We start from the raw sequence: 22,442 nt of genomic DNA on the forward strand, positions 1-22,442 counted from the left end.
AACAGTGAAGCCGTTCCGGGCCAGGTTGCGGGCGAGATTGGCCCCCATCACCGCAAGGCCGGTGACACCGATGTGTGCTGACATCAAAACTCCAAAATATTGTAGGTGGAACAATGGCTTTCCCGGTCTGGCGTATTGGGCGCCGGGTCGCCCTAATTAAGCAAGAGCGCTTCACCGAAGATTTCGTCGGGGTCGAGGCGGCGGAGTTCTTCGGCGAGGCAGTCCTTGAGGCTGCGACGCGGCAGGGAGATCCGCTGCGCGGGCTGTCCGGGCTGGGTCAGTTCCGCCACTGAGCGACCTGGACGGGACAGCTGGACATCCCTGGTATCACGGCAGGCAAGGTCCGTGTCGCCGGCCTTGTAGGTGCGGCGGATGTTCTCCAGCGTCTGCTGCTGGTCCTCCTCGTTGGAGCTGCCGGTGAGCTTGCCCAGGAGTTCCGGCAGGGCTTTCGCCACGGCTTTGGCGGCACCGGTCTCGGTGATGACCATGTTCAGCGCGGCGGAGCGTCTGCGGCGGTCACCCTTGTGGAAGTTGTCGATCAGGTTCTGGTCGTTGGTGAAGGAGTGGACAGTCTCCACATAGCCATGGACCACGCCGAACTCGTCGTTGCACGGCCGAGCCGAGCTCCAGCTGCGCCAGATGTTCAGCAGTGGGGCGGTCTCCTCCAGGAGCAGCTCGTCTTTGCTGACCCGCCGTGCGAGGCGGTGTGCCTTGAGGATGTTCATAGTGGACTTGTTGATCAGGCTCCGACCATGAATGCTGATCACCACGTTTTCTCGCGGTACAGCCGGCCGATCACCGGAGTCATGGCCTCGGCGAGCGCCTCCCGGCCCATCCACGTATCAAGACACGAATCTGACGTCTGTAGCATCGGGCTGCCTTTCCAAATGGGTATCCTCCTTTAGAGGTGGGCCTTACATCCAATCGTCCTGTCATTTGCGGATAGGGGAAACGCTAATTCAGGATGGTTTAAACTACCCATTTTGGTAGTCCGCCGCTGCGCGGCCGTCCCGTACGCTGGCTGAACGAACGAGCTCGCTGGACCCGCTCCCCATGCAAAGGTGAGCGGGCCCGGGCTACCGTGCCGATCCTTCGTTCCATAGCCCGGATCGCGGACGCGCCGCTTTCTTGATAGTGGAGCTGCTCTGGGAGGCAGTCCTGCCCTTCGCCGGCGTACACGCACTGGTGATCTTCACGGAGGACCGCACAGCGCCCGCCGGCGCGGGTCCGTGCCAAATCAAAACTCAGCCGCTGTAAACGCCAGGAATTTTGACCCCCGAGCAAGGGAATCAGCATGAACATCACACTGAACGGCAACCCCCTCGCCGTAGGGGCAAAAGCCTCCGTGACATCGCTCGTCAGCCAGGTCACAGGGCGGGAACTTGCCTCCGACGGGCATGCCGCCGACGGCCGGCGGCTGGGTGTGGCAATAGCGCGCAACTCCGAGGTCGTGCCCCGCAGCCAGTGGCACAGTACGGCGCTTGCTGAGGGCGATGCCATCGAGCTCGTTACAGCAATTCAGGGAGGATGAGGATGATGACTGAAACAATTGCACTTCCAGCCGGGCCTGGAATAGACACCGACTGCCTGGTCATCGACGGAATGGAATTGAGCTCCCGGCTCATCATGGGCACAGGCGGAGCGCCCAGCCTGGACGGGCTCGGTGCCGCGCTCCTGGCCTCCGGCACGGAACTGACCACGGTAGCCATGCGGCGCTACTCGCCCGCCGAAACGGGTTCCCTGTTCCAGCTGCTCGTGGACAATAACATCAGGATCCTGCCGAACACCGCCGGCTGCTTCACCGCGCGGGATGCGGTCATGACGGCGGAGCTGGCCCGCGAGGCGCTGGAAACGGACTGGGTCAAACTTGAAGTCATTGCGGATGAGCACACGCTCCTGCCCGACGCCGTGGAACTCGTTGATGCCACTGAGCAGCTCGTCAACCGTGGTTTCAAAGTCTTCGCTTACACGAACGACGACCCCGTCCTGGCGCTGCGTCTGGAGAACCTCGGGGCCACAGCCGTCATGCCGCTCGGCTCTCCGATCGGGACGGGCCTGGGAATTCTCAACCCGCACAACATCGAACTGATCGTGTCGCGCGCCTCTGTGCCTGTGGTGCTGGATGCGGGCATCGGTACCGCCTCTGATGCTGCCTTTGCGATGGAACTGGGCTGTGACGCCGTGCTGCTGGCCACGGCAGTGACCCGGGCGCAGAACCCTGCGCTCATGGGAGAAGCCTTCAAACACGCCGTTATCGCCGGCAGGCAGGCGAAAGCGGCCGGGCGGATCCCGCGCCGCGAGCATGCACTGGCGTCCTCTGCGATGGAAGGCAGGGCCGAGTTCCTCTAGGGAAGGGTTCTGATTGTGCGGTGCGGCGATGGGAAGGCTCACCCGCTGCTCGCCGAGCAGTCAGGGCGGGTTCAAGCGATCGTTGCAGCCGTCGGGCGTCTTACCGGGGCGAAGACCACCACCTCCGGTCCAGCCCCGGCTCCGAGGTGGTGCCAGCCTCTGCGGCCGTCTTGGTGATGGCTGCCGCGCCTCCGTGCGGCCAGGCCGGGTTCGTATTTCATAGTGGGAAGGGCGCTCTGGAGCGAGACAGGGACTCAATATCAAAAATCCAGCTCCTCGTCCGTCGGTACTTCGCGAAAGAGTTGCGTGCAACCGTCCAAGTGCCGGCGATAGACGCGTCTGGCCAAATGCTGGGAGTCTGAGCTAGGCGATGACCACATTGTGAGCTCATAGGTGGCCAGTTGCATGTCGCGGCTGCTCTGGAACCACTTAGCGAAGGATCGCGTGATGTCGGTAAAGGCCGGTAGGACCACAAAGGGCAAGGAGGGGACGGGAGCACACCTTCTTCCGCGGGTGCGCTGAGCACTCCTCCGTGAAGATCACCAGTTTGTTTCCGCCCGCCGGCAGGACTGCCTCCCGGAGCAGCTCCACTATCCGGGACAGCGGCGCGTCCGCGATACGGGCAATGGAAGTGAAGTAGGAGTGGCCACGGCAGCCCGGGCTCGGTCACCTTTGCAGGGGGAGCGAATGCTGTGGCTCATTCATCCAGCCGTCATACGGGACGATCCATGCAGTGCAACCAAAACGGGTAGTTCAAACCATCCCGAATTAGTATTTCCCCTACCCGCAAATGACAGGACTATAGATGCTAAGCCCTCCCCCGAGGGGGAACAGTGAATTTGACCGTCATGACCGGACCCGCCTCCGAAGTAACCGGAAGGCATGGCCGGCGGAGTAGCAGCAGAAAGTTAAAGCCAAATGAGCATAGCCTTCCAGCCCAGCGAGCTCTTCGAAGGAGAGCTAGACAAATCCCTCGGCGACAATGAGGACGCTGAGCCGGACCGGGGCGTCGCAAGCGATACTGTCCAGAGCGCCAGCTCCTCTGCCGACCGAGACGACACGTCAGAAACTGGCGCGGAAGAACCGACGTCCACGGAAGAGAACAGACCCAACGAGGAACCGCTGAGGATACGGAGCAGCCTGAGAGTGATTGAGCCGCAGGGGTCAGCACTGGCCCTTCGTTACGGTGCGGTGCTTTCCGATCTCGACGGCGTTGTCTACGCAGGTCCGGCGGCAGTGCCAGGAGCCACTGAGGCGCTCGAAAAGCTCAAAGACATCGGCGTCGCACTGGCCTACATCACTAACAACGCGTCCCGATCCTCTGCAGAAGTAGCTGCTCACCTACGGGAACTGGGAGCGCCGGCAACAGCCGAGCAGGTCTTTGGTTCCGCGCTCGCGGGTGCGGAACTGCTGGCCCGGCAGGTGCCGGCGGGAGCCACCGTACTCGTGACGGGCAGCGCCGTTCTTGCGCGGCATGTCGCGGAGCAGGGATTGGTCCCCGTGACCACTGCCGACCCCCTTCCGGATGCGGTGATACAGGGTTTCGAACCCACACTCGGCTGGAAGGACCTAGCAGAAGCCGCGTTTGCGGTGGCTGGGGGAGCCGTCTGGGTAGCCACGAACACGGACATGTCCATTCCTCAGGTGCGCGGGTTCGCACCCGGGAACGGCGCTCTCGTTGCCGCGGTGAGTGCCGCTACAGGCAAAGCCCCAATGGTTGCAGGCAAGCCCGAGGCGCAGCTGTTCACGACGGCGGCGGATCACCTTGGCGTCGAAATGGCGCTGGTGGTCGGGGACCGACTTGATACAGATATTCTCGGCGGGAACCGCGCGGGCATGGGCACGGCACTGGTGCTCACCGGGGTAGACACGGCAGAGAACGCGCTGGCCGCTGTGACCGACCAGCGTCCCACGTATCTGTTCGCAGACCTCGGCCAGCTCCATCAACCGTACCCGGACATCACCGAGAGGAACGGTGTCTACACTTGTGGTGAGTCGCACGCGAACGTTGAAGACGGCGTCGTCGTCATGGGCGGTGGACGCGAGAATCTGGACACCTGGCGGGCAGGCTGTGCCGCCTGGTGGGCGGCCCAGCCCGGTCAAAACACTGCAATCCTGCCGCCTCTACGATTTCTCGACGAGGAAGGGGACCCTCAGAAGTGAGGAACAATCGTGGGATCCGTCGAGCAGCATCGTCGCGTTTGGTCTAGGCTGCATCGTCATTTTGACCGGATTTGCTGGCACTTCATGCCTGCCGTTTCCATGAACCAAGACGTCATCGCCCCCACCGCCCTGGCGGGCGAGCAAGAGCGCGCGAACAAACTCATCGGATCCCGGCGCGACCTTCGTCCGCCTGTTTTGTCGTAGTCACGGTTATCGGCCGACAACCTTCAGCAGGGACGCCGGGCGTCGAGGCCGAGCTTGTGAGCACAGCCCGTGCCAGCTTACGTTCACTCACCTTCAGCTGCCGACGTATACGCCTGATTTCTGCCTGTTCAGCAGTGGGGTTGCCGATCTTTTCCCCGGGCTTTTGCCCTCGAGGACGCCGGCGTCGCGGAGCTTGCGCCACTCGGTGATTTTGGGAGGAAAACAGGTCACTGAACAGGAAACGGGTGAGCCGGCTCAGGCGGGATGAAGGGCTGACCTGCAAACCCAGGGCGCGGAAGAGGCGCCGCGTCGAGCCCAGGGGTCTCATGGGTGCTGCGTGCCTCCATATATGAGGACAACGAGCAAAATTATCGTCCACCCACTCAGTGGATACCAGCCAGTCGCGGCCCCAGGCAATAGTCTTAAGGAAGCGTCCCCTATCGGGCCGAAACCCGGGAGCCTGGAGAGTGAGCTATGCGGGTATCCGCAGAAGAACGAAAAAAACAGCTGATTTCAGCGACAGTTGAACTTATGCGTCGTGAGGGTGTTCATTCGGTGACCATTCGGGCTATTGCCAAAGAGGCTGCTGCTCCCTTGGCTACGGCACATTATTGCTTTAGCAATAAAGAAGAGCTCATGGCCGCGGCCGCCGAGGCTTGGTTGAGGAACACGAACCGCTACTCCAGCGACGCCCCGGTTCATTTGGGACTCCGTAAGGCTGTGGAACAAGTAGCCGAAGGCTACTGGCGCTCCCTAGAGGAAGAGCCCGCAAGCCTGCTTGCTGAGATGGAACTCATTCTGTGGGCAACACGCAATGCCGCATCCAGCCCGTTGGCCTCGAAAATCTATCCCGCCTATGAAGTGGAGCTGGAGACCATATTCTCTTCTGCGGCCAAAAGCAATGGTGATCAGTGCCTTATAGGCTTGGATACGCTGGTCAGGTGCTTTCTTATGGCCTTCGACGGAATGGCCATTCAATACATGACCGACCCGAAGGCTACCGATTACCGCGGCCAGTTTTTCATGATGGTTGATGCACTTCTGACCAAGGCCGGCGTCTAAATCTCCTCCGCCACGAAGGGTTTACAGAACCTGTTCGACTTTAGCGTGCCGTCTGCACTCACACAGTCCGCAGAAGCCACACTCATCTTGGTGCGCAGGTCGCCCAAGCCTTCCTTGCCGTGATCCGCTCTAAAAAAGGGGCACTGCCGCCGGCCACGGGGAACTGATCCGGCTCTCGCTGCCGGAGATCAGGCGCCTGCTGGTCCGGCTGGTCTGGCGCCGGACCACACTCTGAGACGATCCACGGTCGATACGGATGATGACGGCCTCACGTGGCCGATGGACGCCGCGGCTTCCTTCAGCGCCTCACCTGCAGCGTCCGCGAGCCCGTCCATCTCGTTGACGTTGTCCGCCACGAACGCGGACAACGGGGTGCCCCGGAGGCCGCTGCTACCATGACCGTCATGGGAAACACCGAGCCGCATGTTGCTGACAGCCACGATCTGATCCGCGTGCAGGGCGCGCGCGAGAACAACCTCAAGGACGTCAGCATCGAGATTCCGAAACGCCGGCTGACGGTGTTCACCGGCGTCTCCGGCTCGGGCAAGAGCTCGCTCGTGTTCGCCACCATCGCCGCGGAGTCGCAGCGGATGATCAACGAGACCTACAGCGCCTTTGTGCAGGGCTTCATGCCCAACCTGGCAAGGCCCGACGTCGACTTCCTGGAGGGGCTGACGACGGCGATCATCGTCGACCAGGAGCGGATGGGCGCGAACCCGCGCTCCACCGTGGGCACGGCCACCGACGCCAATGCCATGCTCCGGATCCTCTTCAGCCGGCTGGGATCCCCGCACGTGGGCCCCCCCACGGCGTTCTCCTTCAACGTCCCGACCCGGAAAGCCAGCGGTGTGATGAGCACGGAGAAGAGCGGCAGGGTGGAGAAAAGCGTTGTCCAGAATGCTGTCTACCTGGGCGGCATGTGTCCGCGGTGCGAGGGCATGGGCTCGGTCTCGGACTTCGACCTCACCGCGCTCTACGACGACAGCAAGTCGCTGGCCGGGGGCGCCCTGACGATCCCCGGCTACAGCATGGACGGCTGGTACGGCCGCATTTTCAGCGGTGCCGGCTTCGACATGGACAAGCCGATCGCGAAGTACACCAAAAGGGAAATGAACGACCTGCTCTACAAGGAGCCGACCAAGATCAAGGTCGAGGGCATCAACCTCACCTATGAGGGCCTGATCCCGAAGATCCAGAAATCGATGCTCTCCAAGGACGTCGATGCGATGCAGCCCCACATCCGGGCCTTCGTCGAGCGTGCGATCACGTTCCAGGCCTGCCCCGAGTGCAACGGCACGCGACTCAGCGCGGAGGCAAGGTCCTCAAAAATCCAGGGCAAGAACATCGCCGAGCTGTGCGAGATGCAGATCAGCGACCTGGCCGCGTGGGTCCGCGAGCTCAACGAGCCTTCGGTCGCCCCGCTCCTTAAAGGCCTGCGGCACCTGCTGGACTCGTTCGCCGAAATCGGGCTGGGTTACCTCTCGCTGGACCGGCCGGCGGGCACACTGTCCGGGGGAGAGGCCCAGCGCACCAAGATGATCCGGCACTTGGGCTCGTCCCTCACGGATGTCACCTACGTCTTTGACGAGCCGACGATCGGCCTGCACCCGCATGACATCGAGCGGATGAACCAGCTGCTGCTGCAGCTGCGGGACAAGGGCAACACCGTGCTCGTCGTCGAGCACAAGCCGGAGACCATCGCCATCGCCGACCACGTCGTTGACCTCGGCCCCGGCGCCGGCACCGAGGGTGGCCGCGTCTGCTTCGAAGGAAGTGTGGACGGCCTGCGGGGCAGTGACACCATCACCGGCCACCACTTCGACGACCGGGCGATGGTCAAGGGGACGGCGCGTACGCCGTCGGGCGCCCTTGAGGTGCGTAGGGCCTCGACAAATAACCTCCGGGACGTCGACGTCGACATCCCGCTCGGCGTGCTGTGCGTGCTCACCGGCGTGGCCGGGTCAGGCAAGAGCTCACTGATCCAGGGCTCGGTGGCCGGCCGGGACGGTGTTGTCGTGATTGACCAGGGTGCCATCAAGGGCTCGCGGCGCAGCAATCCCGCGACGTACACGGGCCTCCTTGAGCCGATCCGCAAGGCGTTCGCGAAGGCCAACGGGGTGAAGCCTGCGCTGTTCAGCTCCAACTCAGAAGGCGCCTGTCCCACGTGCAACGGCGCCGGCGTCATCTTCACCGAACTGGGCGTCATGGCCACCGTCGAGTCCACCTGCGAGGACTGCGAGGGCAGGAGGTTCCTGGCGTCCGTCCTGGAGTACAAGCTGGCCGGCCGCAACATCGCCGAAGTGCTGGCAATGTCGATGACCGAGGCAGAGATGTTCTTTGGCGCGGGGGAGGCCCGCACTCCGGCGGCGCACAAGATCCTGGACCGGCTCGTGGACGTCGGGCTCGGCTACCTCACGCTCGGCCAGCCGCTCACCACTCTGTCCGGGGGTGAGCGGCAGCGCGTCAAGCTCGCCACCCAGATGGCGGAGAAAGGTGACGTCTACGTCCTCGACGAGCCCACCACCGGCCTGCACCTCGCCGATGTCCAGAACCTGCTGGGCCTGCTCGACCGGCTCGTCGACTCCGGCAAGTCGGTCGTTGTCATTGAACACCACCAGGCCGTTATGGCGCACGCCGACTGGATCATCGACCTCGGTCCCGGCGCCGGCCACGACGGCGGCCGGATCGTTTTCGAGGGCACCCCGGCCGACCTCGTCGCGGGCCGCTCCACGCTCACCGGCGAGCACCTCGCGGCCTACGTCGGCAGCTGACGGGACTCCGCCGCCGCCGCGCCCGATCATGCGGCCGGCGGGGAGGTCACCAGAACTTCCACTGTGCAACCAGGCGGAATTCCCCCGCCGGGGGCAGCGGCCAAAGGCAGAGTGTGCCCGAGCCGGAAAATTCGTCGTCGCCGCCGTTCCCGCCGCCGTTTCTCATCAGGACCGGCGGGGCAGGCTCCTCCGTGCCCTCGAAGAAGCCGTGCGGCTGCGAACTGGCGCTGGACTTTGACCCGTCGGGGAAAGCCACACCGAACAGCAGCACCGAAGCCGCGCCCCGCCCCGGCGCGCGCCTTGCCCGGGCCGGAAAAACACTTCGTTGAGATCCGCCGACTCCTCGTCGCCCTGTTCGCCCCGGCGGATGGTCCAGGACAGATCAAAGGTGCAGCCGGTGGAATACACCTCGGCACTCTTCACGGCCATCACCGTCGTCGGGCTCCTGTGCAGGAATTGACCGATGGGTACAACGGCGGGGAGCTCGTACGGCGGGGCGCCGGCCCACACCGGCGGCACGTACCGCACAGCCCGTCCGCGTGGGGGAGCGGGCGGCACGGGGAAGTCCTGGAAAAAGGTCATGGAATATTCTTTCGTCGGCGGGTTCCTGAACACCCAGACGAGCGAAGCTTCCCCCGATTCGGCCTCATCGCGCCAGCCTAGACAAATTCCCGGGGTGCACCTCAGAAGAGCGGGATGCCGGTGAGTTCAGCGAGTTTGTCGATCAGCCTGTCCTGGAAGTCGTTGTCGGTGACTTCCGGAGCAGGGTTGCGCTGCCGGCGGTGGTGCCAGTATTTCCCGGAGACGAGCGCGGCGCCGTCATTGCTGACGGCGAGCCAGCCCTGGGTGTCGTGGCCCATGGCCAGATCGTCAGGGGCGCTGGCGCCGCCCATCCTGGTGGGCACCCAGCCGGGGTCAACCGAATTGCTGAGCACGGTGGGCCAGTGGCGGGCGACCGCGGCGGAGAGCGCCGAGACGTGGAGCTTGCTTTCGGAGTAGGCGGCGCTGGCATTCCAGCGCCGTTCGGTCCAATCGATGTCCCGGAGGTTGTTGCCGGCCCCGCGGTGCATACCGCTGCTGACGTAGATCAGGCGGCCGGGCCGTTCGATCAGTGCGGTGAGGATGTAGGGCGCGAGCACGTTGACGGCCAGGGTGCGGGAGTGTCCTTCCGGGGTCGCGACACGCCCCGGAGAGAGGTAGACGCCCGCGTTATGGACGATGGCGTCCATCAGCCCGTGGGCGTTGACCTGCTCGGCGAGGTTCCGGGTTTCGGCGGCGCTGCTGAGGTCGCCAATGACGATCCCGGCCGCTTCCGGGGCGACTTGATCGAGGGTGGCGGCACGTTCAGTGGAGCGAGCGTGCAGCAGGACCTGGTGGCCATCGTTGATGAGTGTCCGGGCGGTTGCGAGGCCGAGTCCGTCGGTCGAGCCGGTGATGAAAATTCGAGCCATGACGGTCCTTTCCTAGTGCCACAATGTTCCATGGCAGACTTTTCGCCATGGAACCATTTGATTGTCTGGTCATTTACGTTCCCACCGACGCTGCGGACGCTGTCCGGCAGGCCATTGGCGACGCCGGGGCCGGCAGGCTGGGCAACTACTCGCACTGCTCGTTCAGCGTCGAAGGTACCGGGCGCTTCACGCCGCTGCCGGGGGCGAACCCGGCCATCGGCGCCGTCAATGCCCCGGAGGCGGTGCCGGAAACTCGGATCGAGGCAATCTACCCGCGTTCCCGACGCAACGCCGTCGTCGACGCCGCCCTGTCCGTGCACCCGTACGAGACCCCGGCGTTCATGACCTTCCAGGTCGATGCCGGCCTGCCGGGCGGCACAGGCCAAGCAAACTAGCTGTGACGAGCTGCTGGGTCGGGCGGGTCATCGCGACATAGCCGTCGACTGCTCCATGCGGGTCAAGGCCCGGCTGGTTCGTCCGGCCGCTCGATCGTGACGGTGCCGGCGTCGCCATCGACGCGGATCCTCTGGCCGGTGGTGAGCCGCTGGGTGGCGACGCCGGTGCCGAGCACCGCCGGGATGCCGTACTCGCGGGCCACGATGGAACTGTGGCTCAACGGCCCGCCGACGTCGGTGACCACGGCGGAGGCCATCGCGAACAGCGAGGTCCATGCCGGAGTAGTGATGCGGGCGACCAGGACATCCCCGGGCACCATCTGGGCGAAATCCTGCGGCCCGCTCAGGACGCGGGCCGGAGCCGTGACCTGGCCCGAGCTGGCGCCGGCGCCCTTGATGATGTCGCCGGACTGGTCCTGCGGGCCGGCCGGCATCATGGATCCGAAGGCACGCTCCATCCACCGGCTCTCCGGCAGAAGTTGCGGGGCTGCGGCCCTGGCCTGGCCCCGCCACAGCATCTTGCGCTCGGCGACGGCGCCGGCGCGTACGGGCCGGTCTGCTCCGGTAATGGTCACGGCCGGTGCGCCCGGGCCGGCGAGACCGAACTCGACGGCGCTCCGCAACTCCCCTTGGCGCAGCCAGAACACGTCGGCGGGCTCGGCGATGACGCCGGAGTCCACCAGCCGCCGTCCGAGTTCGAACAGCATCCGCCGCAGCAGCGGCCAGGCCAGACCGACGTCGGCCAGGGCATCCTCGCGGATCGGGGCCGCACTCTGTGCCCATCGGAGCAGCCGGAGGAACGCGGCCCGGCGGCCCCGCCCGAGCCGCGCGGTCACGCGGCTGGTTTCATCCTCGCGACGGGCGGCCGACAGCAGCTGGCGCTCGTGCGGGTCATTGCCCTGCCCCCGCAGGTAAAACTTCAGCGTCTCCAGCAGTGCCGAAGGATCGTCGGCCGGCACCGGGGTGGCGAAATCCAGGTTGTAGACCGCATGCCCGAACCGGCCGAGGTGGTCCCGGAGGCGGGCATGCCATGGCTGCCAGATAGCCGGGTCCATCCCGGCGGGCGGGAACCCGGTCTGCTGCGACTCGGCCAGCGACCCCGTCGATTCCTTGAGGATCGCCGGGGCCAGCCCACGAACTCCGCGGGCCCAGGCCGCGAGGTCGTACAGCGACTTTTCCGCCCGGATGGGTTCACTGTCGTAGCCGAGGAGGAACGTCAGGGCGGGGGGATCCCCGTCGCGCCGCACGAGCTTGTCATAATACGTCCGGAAGGAGATTTCGCTGGTTGCGGCGAGCGGAATGATTGACTGCACGGCCGTGTAGTACACGGTGCCGGCGTCCAGCAGCGCCTGCACACCTGCCAGGAGCTCTTCACCGGAGAGCTCCCCGACCGGTTTCGCGGACCACTCCTGGATCACCTTCTCGTAGCGGGGATGCGAAAAATCCCGCCAGCCGGCCACTCCCATGTGCGCCTCGCCGCGGATCAGCGCGCGAACCGCGGCCGGCGACCTGCCCATCACCCGCCACATTCCCGCGTTGCGGTAGTAGTAATAGGCGTAACCGTTGATGGTGGGCAGCCCGACGTCGTCCTCGCGGATGACGTTTTTGCCGACGGCCTCGGCCAGCAAGGCCCTCAGCGACCGGGACACCGAGCCGTCAATGAGGTCGGCAAACAGTGGCGAAAGCGGGTCCGGCAACTGCTCCACAATGCTCGCGCGGAAGTACATCCCGTGCGGATAGGGCACCGGCCAGGTATCCGGGGTGTCAGCCTCCGGTTCAGGCAGTGCGGTGACGGGCCGGGATTGCAGGATGAAGAACTCGCCGCCGGCCCGTGCCCACTCGATGTCCTGCGGCGCCCCGAAATGCTCCGCAATCCGTGTTCCATAGCCGGCCAGCCCGGCCGCCGCACCGTCATCCAGGACGGGCTCCCGACGGCGCCCCGCCGGAACCGGCTGCTCCCGGGTGCCGTGATCCGCGTAAACAGTCATGACCTCCTTGTCGGCAGTCCGGCGTGACAGCACCCGTCCGGTCCCTGCTTCGATGACGACGTCATCCGTGCTGACTGTTCCGCTGACCACGGACTCGCCCAGGCCCCACGCGGCGCTGATCACGAGCTGGTCGCGTCGCCCGTTAGCCGGGTTGGCAGTGAACATCACCCCGGCTGCCTCGGCGTCGACCATCCGCTGGACCACGACCGCGAGGCGGACCGCGTCGGGTCCGATGCCTTCACGGGCCCGGTAGGCCATGGCGCGCGCCGTCCACAGGGACGCCCAGCAATCTGTCACGGCCCCGGCCAGGGCCTCCATCCCGACGACGTTCAGGTAGCTTTCCTGCTGCCCGGCGAAGCTGGCCGAGGCGAGGTCCTCGGCCGTGGCGGAGGAGCGCACCGCCACGGCGGTGTCCGCGTTGCCGAGACGCCCGTAGGCAGCGCCGAGTTCCGCAGCGATCGCGGCCGGCATGGTTCCGGCGGCGAACAGGTCGCGGATCCGCGTCGAAGCGTCCTCGTAGTCCTGCGGCGACGCCTGCAGTGACACCGCCGCCAGCTCCTGGATGCCGGCCTCGAGGTGATTGGCTTCGACAAAATCCGTATAGGCTGCGGTGTTCAGCACAAACCCCGGAGGGACCGGCAGCCCGGCCTGAACCAGGCCACCCAGGCCGACGCCCTTGCCGCCGGCCACAGCGACGTCGCCTGGTCCCACATCGCCGAAGTTGTTGATGTAGGTCATGACCGTGCCTCCTCCTGCCCGGAGCCTGGGCGCCTTCAGTGAGCCTGATGCCCAACATACTGGCACTGCCGCCGGCAGGAGGCCAGAGCTGCGCCGGGCGGCGGGGAGACCCCCGCTGGCGGGCGGCGCGTCCTGGCAGATTCCCGGGGCAGCCGTGCCTCCCCGCGGGAACATGCCAAATTGCATCGTTGTTATAAGGAATGGACCTGAAATGCGAACTAGATACAAAGCACTGATAATTCCAGCCCGGATCAGCGAACCCGTCCGGATCGAAACCATTGCGCCGGATCAGCAGACGCTGGAGAGCCTGGTCGGCGGCGACATTCAAGCCGTCACCCGCGGTGACTGGCATGTCTACCTCAACGCTGAAGGCACGATCACCAACCTCCCGCCGAACCTCCGCGCCGCCCAGCTGATGCGCGACTGCGGACTGGACCTTGCCGGCGTGGCACGGGGCACCGCAGTCTTCTTCGGCCACGGAGACCATGGCGAGGAAACCGACACGCCTCAGCACCTGATCCGTCTCGCGGAAGAACTCTGGGACACCAAGCTGGTTGCCTGACAAGGAGCGCCGGACGCAACCGCGCCCCGGCGTCGAGCGGAGATATTTTGAACCGAGTCTCCGCCCCGCACAGCCGTTACTCGTCGTCTTCCCCAAGAGTTTCGTCGCTGAGCTCGGCCAGAACACCAGCCGCGTCGCTGTTGCCGCCCGCGGCAAGGCGCCGAAGCTCGTCCAAGTCGCCCTTGTCGGCGGCGAGCTGAACCAACTCGTCCGCCGCGCCGCTGTTGCCCAGTGAGGCGAGCCGCCGCAGCTCCTCCGCGTCACCCTTTTCGGCGGCGAGTTCAACGAGCTGGTCCGCTGCGTCCCTGCTGCCGGCGTCGGCGAGACGGCGCAGTTCGCCAAAATCCCCTCGCTCGGCAGCACGTTCGATCAGTTCCGCGACGGCGTCCAGGTCACCGCGGGCAGCTTGTTCCCGCAGCCCTGGGAGTTCAGAGTCTGACATTGGAGGAACCTTCCCTGGCCATCGTTGCCATGCATTCGTAACGGACCAAGTCCGGGCCACGCCCCGCAAGGCGCCGCCCGGACTCAGGATCCGATGGTGAAGCATACCGCCGCAATCAAGACCGGCGCAGGATCCCCACTTTCAAGGGGAAGCGAACTTAGTGCGTCAGGTCCTTGCCCTTGGTCTCCGGGATCGTGAAGACAAACAGCGCGCTGACGATCAGCAGGGCCACGGCGTATATGTTGAACACGTTGGATAGGCCGATGGTGCCGAGCCAGGTCTGCAGGTACGGGGCGGTCCCGCCGAACACGGCCACGCAGATGGAATACGGGACGCCGACGCCGATGGTGCGGATGCTGGTGGGGAACAGTTCCGCGTAGACGGCCGGAACGATCGCGGCGCTGGCGGCGATGAAGATCAGCATCACGGACATGCTCACGGCCAGCTGCCAGGCCGAATCCTTCAGCAGCCAGGTCATCGGGAAGTGCATGACGGCGCTTCCGACAGCTCCGGCCCAGAGCACCTTTTTCCGGCCGATCCGGTCGGACAGTTTGCCCCAGACGGGCAGGGCAGCAATGAACACGATGTTGGCGATGACGCTGGCCCAGAGGGTTTCACCGCGGTCGATCTTCAGGACGGTGGCGGCGTAACTCGGTGCCACAACGCCCCAGATGTAATAGATCACCGTGAGGCCCACGGTCAGTCCAACGACCTGGAGGGCCTGCTTGCGGTGCTTCACAATCTGCGGCCAAATCGGGGCGCGCTTCTCGGAGGCCGTCTCACCTTCGAAGGCCTCGGTCTCGTGCAGCCTGGAGCGCATGATCAAGGCATACAGGCCCATGACGGCGCCGACCAGGAACGGAACGCGCCAGCCCCAGGCATTCATGGCCTCGGCACTCAGGGTCATGTTGAGGATCGCGCCCAGCAGCGTGCCGGCCAGGATTCCCACCGTGCCCGAGGTGTAGATCAAAGTGGCCCACAGCCCGCGCCTCTCCTTCGGGGCAACTTCGGAAAGATACGTCTGCGACGACGGCAGCTCACCGCCGTGGGCAAGGCCCTGGATCAGCCGGGCGAGCAGGAGCGTCAGCGACGCCCAGACGCCAACGGTGGCGAAGGACGGCGCGACGCCGATCATGAGGCTGCCCAGTGAGGCGAGTCCGACGGCGAGCGTCATGGATGTCTTGCGGCCGACGCGGTCGCCGATCCAGCCGAACAGGAATCCTCCGACCGGCCGTGCCACGAAGCCGACGGCGAAGATTGCCAGCGTGGCCAGCACCGCCGAGGCAGGATCCGCCTTGCTGAACAACTGGCTGGCGATGAAGGGCGTGAACGTGGCGTAGATCGCCCAGTCGTACCATTCGACGGCGTTTCCGATCCCTGTACCGAGGAGGGTCTTCCGCGTGGCCGCCCGCGTGGAGAGCTGCGAGTTAATGATGGTGGACATGATTTCTCCGGAGATCTAGGGCTAGGAAACGAGGGAAATGGGGCTGGCAGCGGCAAGCGCTGAGATACGGGCAATGGCAAGCTCTGCATAGAGTGCGGCACCGTCGGCGAGGACGCCGTCGTCGAACGTGGCGTAGGGGGAGTGGTTGAACGGGGTGACTTTATGGTCCGCTCCCGGGGCGACGGCGCTGAGCCCGATGAAGGTGCCCGGCACCTCTGCCATCACCCTGGAGAAGTCCTCGGATCCGCTCAAGGGGGTGGCCCAGCGGGTCAACCGGGCGTCCCCGAACAGGTTCTGGATGGTTTTCTCCGCGGTGAGGGTCTCGTTCTCGTCCGTGATGCTCAGCGGGTATTCGGCGCGGTATTCGACGTCCACCTCCAGGCCGTGGGCGTGGGCGATGCCTTTCAGGAGGGTGGGCACGGCGGACATCATCCGTTCGCGGGAGGCGTGGGAGAACGTCCGGACGGTAGCTTCGATGCGCGCTGATTCGGGGATGACGTTTTTTGTGGTGCCCGCGTGCAGGACGCCGACGGTCAGGACTACCGGGTCGAACATGTTGAACTGCCGCGTGATCATGACCTGCAGTGCGGTCACCATCTCGGCGGCTGCGGTGACGGGGTCCTTGGCCGCGTGCGGGGCGGAGCCGTGGCCGCCGGCGCCGAGAATCGTGACGAACAGCCCGTCCGAGGCGCTCATCATCACGCCCGGCTTGGTGGCGAACTGGCCGTACGGCTCCAGCGAGGAGAACACGTGCATGCCGTAGGCGGCGTCAGCGCGGCGGCCTGCGGCGTCCAGAACGCCTTCGCGGATCATGTGGCCGGCGCCGTCGTAACCCTCCTCGCCCGGCTGGAACATCAGGACGATGTCGCCGGCGAGCTGATCGCGGCGTTCGGCCAGCAGGGTGGCGGCCCCGGCCAGCATCGAAGTGTGGAGATCGTGGCCGCAGGCGTGCATGGCGCCGTCGGTCCGGGAGGAGTAGTCCACGCCGGTGCGTTCCTGGACGGGAAGGCCGTCCATGTCCGCGCGCAGCAGGACTATTGGTTTGTCTGCCGAGGTCTGCGCTGCGCCGCCGCGCAGAACCGCGGTGACCGACGTCGTCGTCTCGCCGAGGGTGATCTCGTACGGGAGGCTGTCGAGGGCTTTCAGAACCTTTTCCTGGGTGCGGGGGATATGGAGGCCGATCTCAGGTTCCTGGTGCAACTCGTGGCGAAACCGGGTGATGTCGCCGTGCAATTCCCTGGCATCTTCTGTGACCGACATATGTTCCCGCTTCCCGAACGTTTGGTAAGTGCTGCTACTAAGTGTGAGGTGACTGGAGTCACAGGCCGCTGAATCGCAGGAAAAATGCAAAGGTATCCTTGCAGGACAGGATTCGTGCAGCGAGGGGAGGTCCTGATGGAAGTCACTGAGGAAGACCTTCAGCTGATCAACGCACTCCAGATTGCGCCGCGGATCAGCTGGGCGGACGCCGCCGGCATCCTCGGCGCCCACGCCACCACGTTGGCTGCCCGCTGGGAACGGCTGAGAGCCTCCGGTGCCGCCTGGAGCACGGCTCATTCGATGGGCGATCCGAAGCAGATGTGCCTGGCGCTCGTCGACGTGGACTGCGAAATGACGTCGCGGGCCGAGGTCACGGCCGCGTTGGCGGCCATCCCGGAAGTCGTCACCGTGGAGGAGGCCGCCAGCAACCGTGACCTCATGCTGACCGTCATCACGCCCACCCTGACGCAGCTCAGCGACATCGTGCTGACTCAACTCAAAGAGATCCGGGGCCTCACCAAGTACCAGACCTCGTTGTGCACGCGGCTGCACTCGGGCGGTTACGCTTGGCGGCTCAACGTCCTGGACAAGTCGCAAATAGCCGCGCTTCAGGCGCTCGCCGGGCCGGAATCTTCCGGCCCGGCGCCCGCCGGCAACCAGGGAGCGCCTCTGCCGCAGAGCCACCTGGACCTGCTCCCGTTCCTGGCAATGGACGGCCGCGCGGCGGCCGCGGATATTGCGCGCGGCCTGGGACGCAACCCGGCCACGGTCCAACGCCAGTTGAACCGTGTGCTGGCCAGCCGGGTTCTCTCTTTCCGCTGCGAAATCGCGCAGCAGTACTCGGGTTACCCGATCACCTGCCAGTGGTTCGCCAACGTCCCGCCAGGCCAGCATGAGGCGGCCGCCGCCGAACTGCGCAACTTCCGCAACGTTCGGCTCAGCGCATCCACCACCGGTCGCACCAACTTCGTGATCCTGATGTGGCTGCATTCCCTGGCGGACGTGATGAACGCCGAACAGGCACTCCAGCTGCGGATCCCCGGAATCGAGCTCGTGGAAAGCGTTGTGGTGCTCAACACCGCCAAACGTGTCGGTTGGATGCTGAACCCGGACTCGACGGCGACCGGCGCAGTCGTCGTGCCCGCTGCCGAGCCGGCACCGTAGGCCTGAGCCCGTTCCGGCATTCCCTGCTGTATTTCCGGTGAAGTGGCAATTTAGGTACGTGTCGGCGGCGTAGAAAAATACTCTTTTCTGCCGAGAAAATTCGGAGCCCGAAAGCCCCCGGGAAATTTACTGGCGAACAGCACGCCAATAATTCTATTTCCTTCGGCGTCGGGAAGAGGGGGCCCACTCGGCCGAATGCTGTCCGCTGCAATTTTTTTCGACGGGCCGGGTGCGGAGTCGGTTTCAGGGCAGATGGCACCCGCGGGCGGTCAGGGCAGGAGTTGTCCGGGCCTACCAGCCATCGGCCCCGTCGAAAAAGGCGGAAGCAGGATGCGCTATAAATTCCTTAACTGGCATTAAAAATATAAGTCTGTATGGTATTGGCAAGATCGATCCCAAGAAAGGCTGTGATTCCGTTGTCAGGAAAGTCTCCTAAAAGTGGCAGTGTCAAAAAAGCGGGAAAATCAATTCTCGAAAAAAGGGCAGAGAAAAAAGCAAAGTCAGAAACAACTGAACTCTTCGCGAAGCCGCGCAAGAACCAGCGCTGACAACTCGTCCGTGATCGGCTGCCTGGATCCCAGCTGGGTCCTGGTCACCTTTGATCCGAGAAAGGACAACCCGTGCGCACCACCTGCACAGCCCTGATTGTCCCGGCCCGCCTCAGCCAGCCCGTCCGTGTCGAAACCATCGACCCGACGCTGGGCGAACTGCAGAACCTGGTTGAAGGCAACGTCGAAGCAATCACAGGTAGCGACTGGCACGTCTACCTGAACGACGAAGGAAATGTCATCAATCTGCCCGGGAACGGCCGGGCTGAAGTGCTGATCCGGGAAGCGGGCGTCTATCTCGAAGACACCTTCAACGGGACAGCCGTGTTCCTCGGCCACGGACGCCACAGCGCCCGAGCGGACGCGCCCGGACACCTGATCCGGCTTGCCGAGCGGCTCTTCGACACCGCGCTGGCCGCCTAACCACCGGGCCCCCCGAATCGGCTGCTCCGCAGGTGCCCTTATGACGCCTGATAAGGGCACCTGCGGAGCACTCGATGGGGTTAACGACACCGGTCGGCCACCTGTCCAGGTGGCCGACCGGCGTCGTCAGCGTGATGCGTGGTGTGGGTCGGGCGGCGGGCCTAGCGCAGGATGACCGTCCGGTTCCCGAGGAGCAGGATCCGGCCCTCGCAATGCCAGCGCACGGCGTTGCGGAGGGCTGCGCACTCGGCGTCGCGGCCCACAGCCACCAGGTCGTCGGCGGTGTAGGTGTGGTCCACGTCGATGACCTGCTGCGAGATGATCGGGCCCTCATCCAGCTCGGCGTTGACGTAGTGCGCGGTGGCGCCCACGGTCTTCACGCCGCGCTCGTAGGCCTGGTGGTAAGGCTTGGCCCCCTTGAAGCTGGGCAGGAACGAGTGGTGGATGTTGATGGTCCGTCCCGCGAGCCTGGCCGAGAGCCCGTCGCTGAGGACCTGCATGTAGCGGGCCAGGACCACGAGTTCCACGTCGAGTTCGTCCACGATTTCCAGCAGCCTGGCTTCCGCCTCCGGCTTGGAGTCCTTGGTCACCGGCAGGTGGAAGAAGGGGATGCCGTGCCACTGCACCAAGCCCTCCTGGTCGCGGTGGTTGGAGACGACGGCGACGATTTCCACCGGGATGTCGCCGGTGCGTGCCCGGAACAACAGGTCGTTGAGGCAGTGGCCCATCTTGGACACCATGACCAGGACACGGCGTTTGCGGCCGTGCGGTTCCAGTTCCCAGTTCATCTTCCATTTCTCCGCCAGGGCCTTGAAGTCGCGGCGCAGCTGCTCCGTGCTGAAGGACTCCGGGGTGGAGGAGAAATGGACGCGCATGAAGAAGTGGCCTTCCCCGCGGTCTCCGTACTGCTTGTTGTCGATGATGTCGCAGCCGTGCTCCAACAGGAATCCGGAGATCGCGTGGACGATGCCGGGGGACTCCCGGCAGTCGAGGGTGAGCACGTGCTCGGCCGTGGCGGCCGGGTCCGCCGGCTCCCGCGCGGGAGCCGGCGTCGCCGTGGTGTTCATTGCTTCAGCCCTTCAAGGTCCTTAGCGGCGTCCTGTTCCATATCCCCGGCGAGCTCGGCCTGGAACGTCGCGTAGCGGGCCAGGTGTGCCGGGCGGCGGCGCAGGATGTACCACGCGATGCCGAGGAGGATGAACCAGACCGGCGTGGCCAGCAGGGCCAGGAGCGTGTCCGGCTGGGTGGTCAGCGTCCAGATCACAAAGGCGAAGAAGCCGAAGACAACCCAGACCATGGGGATGCCGCCGGGCATCTTGAACTTGGACGCGTCATGCAGCTGCGGGCGGCGCTTCCGGAAGGCAATGTAGCTGGCCAGGATGATCGACCAGACGAAGACGAAGCAGACCGCGGACACCGTGGTGACCATGTCGAAGGCCTTGCCGATGTCCTGTCCCGCATACATCAGCACAACGCCGGAGAGCAGCAGAACGCAGGTCAGGAAGAGGGCGTTCCGGGGTACCTTGCGCCCCGAGAGCGCGCCGAACATGCGGGGGGCGTCGCCCTCCTGGGCCAGCCCGTAGACCATGCGGGAAGTGGAGTAGATTCCGGAGTTCGCCGAGGACATCGCTGAGCTCAGCACCACCAGGTTTACCACCGTGGCCGCGGCACCCAGCCCGGCCAGGGAGAACATGGCGATGAAGGGGCTGTGTCCGGCGCTGAACTGGGTCCAGGGGGTGACGGACATCAGGATGATCAGGGCGCCTACGTAGAAGAGCAGCACGCGGATCGGGATGGAGTTGATGGCCCGGGGCAGGTTCTTCTCCGGATCCTTGGCCTCTGCTGCCGTGGTGCCCACCAGCTCAATGCCGACAAAGGCGAATACGGCGATCTGGAAACCGGCAACGAAGCCCATAAATTCGTTCGGGAAGAAGCCGCCGTGGCTCCACAGGTTGCTGAAGCTGGCCGGTCCGGCGTCGGAGCTGAAGCCGCTGAAGATCATGAACAGCCCGACCACAATGAGGGCCGCGATGGCGATGATCTTGATCAGCGCGAACCAGAACTCAGTCTCGCCGAAGGCCCGCACAGTGGTCAGGTTCAGCAGCAGGAGGATCGCGATGGTCACCAGACCGGGGATCCAGAGCGGAAGGCCCGGCCAGAGCTCTTTCGAGTATCCGGCGATGGCAATAACATCCGCGATGCCGGTGATGACCCAGCAGAACCAGTAAGTCCAGCCGGTGAAGAATCCGGCCCAGGGGCCGAGGAGGTCAGCGGCGAAGTCGCTGAAGGACTTGTAGTTCAGGTTGCTCAGCAGCAGCTCGCCCATGGCCCGCATGACGAAGAACAGCATAAAGCCGATGATCGCGTACACGAAGATCACGGAGGGTCCGGCCGCGGAGATCGTTTTGCCGGAGCCCATGAACAGGCCGGTGCCGATGGCGCCGCCAATCGCAATCAGCTGGATGTGCCGGTTGCTGAGCTGCCGCTCGAGGTGGGGGGCTTGCGCCGGGTGGTCGGTCTGGGTTTTCATTCTGCTCCTCGAATGGACATGAGTCCGGTGGTTGCGGGAGTCGACGGTGGGGTTGCCTCGCCGGTCGCCGCACTGAGTTGGTTAAAAGTGTAGAAGTGGATGCCCGCTACTCTTTCCGGGTGTTCGGCCAGCTCGGCAATCAGGGTCGCCGGCTGGTATCGTTCGCCACTGAGCAGCCGCCGGGCCAGCGGGCCCTTGCGGCTTAGGAATTTCAGCGAGGCGCCGACGCCGATCTGGGTGCCAAGGGCAACCAGCCTGGTTCTCGGCACGGGGCCGGCGACTCCCGCCCAGACCGGCAGCTCCACGCCTTCGCGGCGCAGCAGGCCCGCGTAGTCCTGGATCGTGGGGGCGGAAAAGCACATTTGCGTGACCACGTGGCTCGCCAGGTGCTGTTTGGCCAACAGTGCGTCCAGGAGATCGAGCCCGGCGACAGAGGGGTGGCCCTCGGGATAGCCGGCGACACCGATGGAGATGCCGCCGCCGGAATACTGGGCGATGTCCTCCATCAACTCCACGGCCGTGCCGTAGGGTCCGGCGGCCCGCGGGGAGTCCCCGCCGATGGCGAAGACTTCCCTGATCCCGGCCGCGTCGCAGTCGCGCAGGATGTCGACGAGCTGGGCGCGTTGCTGCAGGGCACGTGCCGCGAGGTGCGGGACCACCGTGTAGCCCAGCTCGGCAAGCTGGACTGCCACGCGCATGGTGCGTCCGATGCCGTGGTGCGGCAGGCAGGTGATGGTGAGCGTGGTGCCCAGCGGCACCGCCGCCGTGACCTTTTCAACGATGCCCTCGGAAGGGATGATTTCGAGTCGTGTGGGGAACATCTTTGGTCCTTTACGGTTGTCAGACGCCGGCATGCGCGGCGAGGAGTGTGCTGGCTTCCTGGCGGGTGCTGCCGGAGCTTTCGATGTGGGCGAGCTGGGGTGGGATGTCCCGGCCTTTCTTGCGCAT

At 65.0% G+C, this 22,442-nt stretch carries 19 protein-coding genes and 3 pseudogenes; 9 read left to right on the forward strand and 13 right to left on the reverse strand.

The genetic code is table 11. The annotated features are described in order from the left end of the window. From J2X01_RS20940 to J2X01_RS22155, 3 genes and pseudogenes are all read right to left on the reverse strand, one after another. On the reverse strand, positions 1-84 hold an 84-nt coding region (locus J2X01_RS20940), incomplete at its 3' end, for an NAD(P)-binding domain-containing protein (RefSeq protein WP_310059728.1). A 68-nt stretch (positions 85-152) separates the two neighbouring features. Continuing rightward, complete coding sequence (locus tag J2X01_RS22150) at positions 153-431, reverse strand: OpcA/G6PD domain-containing protein (RefSeq protein WP_510183413.1); 279 nt, start codon at positions 429-431, stop codon at positions 153-155. Next, positions 408-608, reverse strand: a pseudogene (locus J2X01_RS22155) (glyceraldehyde-3-phosphate dehydrogenase); the annotation flags it as partial. The pseudogene J2X01_RS22155 and the gene J2X01_RS22150, both read right to left, overlap by 24 nt. A 686-nt stretch (positions 609-1,294) precedes the next feature. Between J2X01_RS22155 and thiS the strand changes: the two are divergent. The 3 genes from thiS to J2X01_RS20960 all read left to right on the forward strand — a co-directional run bounded on the left by thiS (position 1,295) and on the right by J2X01_RS20960 (position 4,512). After that, the gene (gene thiS / locus J2X01_RS20950) at positions 1,295-1,531 is read left to right on the forward strand and encodes a sulfur carrier protein ThiS (RefSeq protein WP_310062155.1); all 237 of its coding nucleotides are present in this window, start codon (positions 1,295-1,297) and stop codon (positions 1,529-1,531) included. A gap of 5 nt (positions 1,532-1,536) precedes the next feature. Further along, positions 1,537-2,349 carry a thiazole synthase gene (locus J2X01_RS20955; RefSeq protein ID WP_310062158.1) on the forward strand — a complete coding sequence of 271 codons (813 nt, stop codon included), beginning with the start codon at positions 1,537-1,539 and terminating at the stop codon, positions 2,347-2,349. 918 nt (positions 2,350-3,267) lie between these two features. After that, positions 3,268-4,512 carry an HAD-IIA family hydrolase gene (locus tag J2X01_RS20960; RefSeq protein ID WP_310062162.1) on the forward strand — a complete coding sequence of 415 codons (1,245 nt, stop codon included), beginning with the start codon at positions 3,268-3,270 and terminating at the stop codon, positions 4,510-4,512. A 226-nt stretch (positions 4,513-4,738) separates the two neighbouring features. Here J2X01_RS20960 and J2X01_RS22105 read toward each other — a convergent pair. Further along, a pseudogene (locus J2X01_RS22105) lies at positions 4,739-4,926 on the reverse strand (IS3-like element ISAar46 family transposase); the annotation flags it as partial. 264 nt (positions 4,927-5,190) lie between these two features. Here J2X01_RS22105 and J2X01_RS20965 point away from each other — a divergent pair. Further along, positions 5,191-5,778 (forward strand): TetR/AcrR family transcriptional regulator, encoded by a 588-nt coding sequence (locus J2X01_RS20965; protein ID WP_310062164.1) that lies wholly within the window; start codon positions 5,191-5,193, stop codon positions 5,776-5,778. Positions 5,779-6,182: 404 nt separating this feature from the next. Beyond that, complete coding sequence (locus J2X01_RS20970; RefSeq protein WP_310062167.1) at positions 6,183-8,549, forward strand: ATP-binding cassette domain-containing protein; 2,367 nt, start codon at positions 6,183-6,185, stop codon at positions 8,547-8,549. A gap of 683 nt (positions 8,550-9,232) precedes the next feature. On the opposite strand, the gene J2X01_RS20975 is transcribed toward J2X01_RS20970, so the two are convergent. After that, complete coding sequence (locus tag J2X01_RS20975) at positions 9,233-10,000, reverse strand: SDR family NAD(P)-dependent oxidoreductase (RefSeq protein ID WP_310062171.1); 768 nt, start codon at positions 9,998-10,000, stop codon at positions 9,233-9,235. A gap of 47 nt (positions 10,001-10,047) precedes the next feature. Between J2X01_RS20975 and J2X01_RS20980 the strand changes: the two genes are divergently transcribed. Continuing rightward, the gene (locus tag J2X01_RS20980; RefSeq protein WP_310062174.1) at positions 10,048-10,395 is read left to right on the forward strand and encodes a YqfO family protein; all 348 of its coding nucleotides are present in this window, start codon (positions 10,048-10,050) and stop codon (positions 10,393-10,395) included. Between the two features lie 62 nt (positions 10,396-10,457). Here J2X01_RS20980 and J2X01_RS20985 read toward each other — a convergent pair whose 3' ends face one another. Next, a complete protein-coding gene (locus tag J2X01_RS20985) occupies positions 10,458-13,121 on the reverse strand; it encodes a PEP/pyruvate-binding domain-containing protein (protein ID WP_310062177.1) in 2,664 nt (887 codons plus the stop codon). Between the two features lie 211 nt (positions 13,122-13,332). On the opposite strand from J2X01_RS20985, the gene J2X01_RS20990 reads away from it, so the two are divergent. Then, positions 13,333-13,683 carry a DUF3846 domain-containing protein gene (locus J2X01_RS20990; RefSeq protein ID WP_310062181.1) on the forward strand — a complete coding sequence of 117 codons (351 nt, stop codon included), beginning with the start codon at positions 13,333-13,335 and terminating at the stop codon, positions 13,681-13,683. Positions 13,684-13,759: 76 nt separating this feature from the next. Here J2X01_RS20990 and J2X01_RS20995 read toward each other — a convergent pair whose 3' ends face one another. The 3 genes from J2X01_RS20995 to J2X01_RS21005 all read right to left on the reverse strand — a co-directional run bounded on the left by J2X01_RS20995 (position 13,760) and on the right by J2X01_RS21005 (position 16,829). Continuing rightward, on the reverse strand, positions 13,760-14,125 hold the full coding sequence (locus J2X01_RS20995; RefSeq protein ID WP_310062183.1) for a hypothetical protein: 366 nt from the start codon (positions 14,123-14,125) through the stop codon (positions 13,760-13,762). Positions 14,126-14,282: 157 nt separating this feature from the next. Next, positions 14,283-15,569 carry an MFS transporter gene (locus J2X01_RS21000; protein ID WP_310062185.1) on the reverse strand — a complete coding sequence of 429 codons (1,287 nt, stop codon included), beginning with the start codon at positions 15,567-15,569 and terminating at the stop codon, positions 14,283-14,285. Positions 15,570-15,590: 21 nt separating this feature from the next. Continuing rightward, entirely contained in the window at positions 15,591-16,829 is a 1,239-nt protein-coding gene (locus tag J2X01_RS21005) for a M20 metallopeptidase family protein (RefSeq protein WP_310062188.1), read from the reverse strand. 135 nt (positions 16,830-16,964) lie between these two features. Between J2X01_RS21005 and J2X01_RS21010 the strand changes: the two genes are divergently transcribed. After that, positions 16,965-17,993, forward strand: coding sequence for an Lrp/AsnC family transcriptional regulator (locus J2X01_RS21010; RefSeq protein ID WP_310062191.1), 1,029 nt, complete (start codon positions 16,965-16,967; stop codon positions 17,991-17,993). 620 nt (positions 17,994-18,613) lie between these two features. Next, positions 18,614-18,964 (forward strand): DUF3846 domain-containing protein, encoded by a 351-nt coding sequence (locus tag J2X01_RS21015; RefSeq protein WP_310062194.1) that lies wholly within the window; start codon positions 18,614-18,616, stop codon positions 18,962-18,964. Between the two features lie 161 nt (positions 18,965-19,125). Here J2X01_RS21015 and purU read toward each other — a convergent pair whose 3' ends face one another. The 4 genes and pseudogenes from purU to J2X01_RS21035 all read right to left on the reverse strand — a co-directional run. After that, on the reverse strand, positions 19,126-20,031 hold the full coding sequence (purU, locus tag J2X01_RS21020) for a formyltetrahydrofolate deformylase (RefSeq protein ID WP_310062197.1): 906 nt from the start codon (positions 20,029-20,031) through the stop codon (positions 19,126-19,128). After that, the gene (locus J2X01_RS21025) at positions 20,028-21,494 is read right to left on the reverse strand and encodes an amino acid permease (RefSeq protein WP_310062199.1); all 1,467 of its coding nucleotides are present in this window, start codon (positions 21,492-21,494) and stop codon (positions 20,028-20,030) included. Before J2X01_RS21025 ends, purU begins: the two co-directional genes overlap by 4 nt. After that, positions 21,491-22,315, reverse strand: a complete 825-nt coding sequence (locus J2X01_RS21030) for a methylenetetrahydrofolate reductase (RefSeq protein ID WP_310062202.1) — start codon at positions 22,313-22,315, stop codon at positions 21,491-21,493. The genes J2X01_RS21025 and J2X01_RS21030 overlap by 4 nt, the downstream gene beginning before the upstream one ends. Before the next feature lie 19 nt (positions 22,316-22,334). Beyond that, positions 22,335-22,442 (reverse strand): annotated as a pseudogene (locus J2X01_RS21035) (lipoyl synthase); the annotation flags it as partial.

It is taken from the genome of Arthrobacter ginsengisoli, assembly GCF_031456935.1.
GTDB lineage: Bacteria > Actinomycetota > Actinomycetes > Actinomycetales > Micrococcaceae > Arthrobacter > Arthrobacter ginsengisoli.